Genomic DNA, 2,623 nt, shown 5'->3' on the forward strand with positions numbered 1-2,623 from the left:
GCCGCGGCAGCAGGATCGTGTTGCTCGGCCGACCGCCCGAGAACGAACGATGCGGCGGCCGCTCCCCCGAGCTGTCGAGTTCCCCGAACGCCAGAGCGCGGGTCTGGGCGAGCAGATTCGCCATCAGCAGGTCGTGATGGTCCCGGTAGGTGTGGGCGGGTTCGAGCACTCCGATGAAGTCACTGGGCACCACAGTCGTGCCCTGATGCAGCATCTGGAAGAACGCGTGCTGCCCGTTCGTGCCCGGCGCACCCCACAGGATCGGCGCGGTATCGACACCGACCGGGCGTCCGTGCCGGTCGACCGATTTGCCGTTGCTCTCCATGTCGAGCTGCTGCAGATACGCCGGCAGCAACGCCAGCCGCTGATCATACGGCAATACCGCGAAACCCTGTGCGCCGCAGAAGTTTCGATACCAGATACCGAGCAGGCCCAGCAGCACCGGCAGGTTCTCCTCGAACGCGGCCGTGCGGAAATGCCGATCCATGCTGTGGGCTCCGGCCAGCAGCTCACGGAACTGTTCGGGGCCGATGGCGATCATGAGCGACAGCCCGATCGCCGACGGCAGCGAATACCGCCCGCCGACCCAGTCCCAGAACTCGAACATGTTCGCCGGATCGATCCCGAAAGCAGCGACCTCCTCGGCGTTGGTCGATACAGCGACGAAATGCCTACCCACCGCTTCGTCGCCGAGGCGATCCACCAGCCACCGGCGGGCGGTACGGGCGTTGGTCAACGTCTCGATCGTGGTGAAGGTCTTCGACGAAACGACGAACAACGTCGTCTCGGCATCCAGCCCACCCAGGACCCGGTCGATATCGTGGCCGTCGACGTTCGACACGAACCGCACCTCGATCCCGGACTGCGCGAATTCGCGCAACGCGTGGTAGGCCATCGCGGGACCCAGATCGGATCCGCCGATACCGATGTTGACGACCGTCCGAACGCGACGGCCGGTCGCGCCACGCCACCGTCCCGACCGAATCGCCTCGGCCAGATCACTCATCCGATCCAGCACCTCGTGCACCGAACCGACGACATCGGCACCGTCCAGCAGAACGGATTCGGATGCGGGAGTCCGCAACACGGTGTGCAGCACCGCGCGATCCTCGGTCGTATTGATCCGCGCGCCACCGAACATCGCCTCGATGCCCGCCGCAAGGCCACGATCGCGAGCCAGACGCATCAGCAGGCTCATGGTGCGATCGGTGACCAGGTTCTTCGAATAGTCGAGCACCACACCGTCGTGTTCGGCGGACAACTCGGTTCCGCGCCGAGGATCGCGATCGAACAACTCCCGCAACGATGTCGCGGCCAATTCGTCACGGTGCGTTGCCAATTCGTGCCAGACGGGCAACGCGGACAGGCTCGCCGGCACCTCGCTACTGCGTTCCGCGCCGACGGCGGCGGTCTCCGGAGACCACGACCTCATGACCGCACCCCCGACAGGAGCCGCTCAACGTCTTCGATCATCGCTTGCCACGACGTCTGAAACTTCGCGACACCCTCGCGCTCGAGCTGCTCGAGCACATCGTCGAAATCGATCCCCATCTCGCCGAGTTGACCGGAGACCTCCCACGCGTCGTCATAGTTGGGCCTAATTCGGTCACCCAGAACGGTTCCATGCGAGATCACCGCGTCCAGAGTCGCCGCCGGCATCGTGTTCACCGTTCCCGGCGCGACAAGCTCTGTCACATAGCGGGTGTCGGCGTAGGCAGGATCCTTCACACCTGTCGACGCCCACAGCGGACGCATCGGTGACGCTCCGGCCGCACGCAACTCCAGCCAGCGAGGATCACGCAGCATGTTCTCGTAACGCAGATACGCCAAGCGCGCGTTCGCGATCGCGGCGCGCCCGCGCAGCGCGGCAGCGGCAGGTGTCGCGAGCGCGTCGAGACGCCGATCCACCTCCGTATCGACGCGGGAGACGAAAAACGATGCCACAGAACCGATCTCGGATAGTGGCCGCCCGGCGGCGCGCGCCAGTTCCAGTCCCGCCAAGAACGCGTCGATGACTTGGTGATAGCGCCGCACGGAGAAGATCAACGTCACATTGACGCTGATTCCTTGTGCAAGACAGGTGGTGATCGCCGGCAAACCCTCGACGGTGGCGGGGATCTTGATCATCACATTGGGCCGGTCGACGACCCGCCACAGCTGCCGAGCCTCCTCGATCGTGCGCTCGGTGTCGCGGGCCCAGCGCGGGTCGACCTCGATCGACACGCGCCCATCACATCCCGCGGTCGCTCGATAGACGGGCCAGAGCACATCGCACGCTGACCGAACATCTCCCGTAGTCAACGTCCGGACGGCATCGAGCGCGGAAACACCACGCCCACGCAGAACCCGCATCTCCTCTTCATATTCCGCGTCTTCGCCGAGTGCGTTGTGGAAGATCGTCGGGTTCGTCGTCAGACCGACGACCGTGCCCGAACGGACGAGCTGAGCCAGCTGCCCGGACCGCAACACGTGCCTGCTCAGGTCGTCCAGCCAGACCGAGACCCCCTCGTCGGCCAAACGCTTCAGGGTGCGATTCATCGAATTCCTCGAATTTTCGTGCGCTCGAATTCGCGCAAACTATGCTCGAAATCATGCACGAACGTGCGCGAGCAAGTCAACACCA

General features: G+C 64.7%; 2 protein-coding genes. Both read right to left on the reverse strand.

The window, feature by feature from the left end; all coding sequences use genetic code 11:
• The coding region (gene pgi / locus NN2_RS35485; protein ID WP_063019630.1) for a glucose-6-phosphate isomerase at positions 1 to 1,432 on the reverse strand (1,432 nt) is incomplete at its 3' end.
• Complete coding sequence (gene tal / locus NN2_RS35490; protein ID WP_063019632.1) at positions 1,429 to 2,538, reverse strand: transaldolase; 1,110 nt, start codon at positions 2,536 to 2,538, stop codon at positions 1,429 to 1,431. The genes pgi and tal, both read right to left, overlap by 4 nt.
• Between the last annotated feature and the right edge of the window lie 85 nt (positions 2,539 to 2,623).

This window comes from Nocardia nova NBRC 15556 (assembly GCF_001613005.1).
Lineage (GTDB): Bacteria > Actinomycetota > Actinomycetes > Mycobacteriales > Mycobacteriaceae > Nocardia > Nocardia nova.

Coding starts and splice junctions, on each gene's coding strand:
- tal (WP_063019632.1), bottom strand. CDS start 2,538: ATGAATCGCACCCTGAAGCGTTTGGCCGACGAGGGGGTCTCGGTCTGG.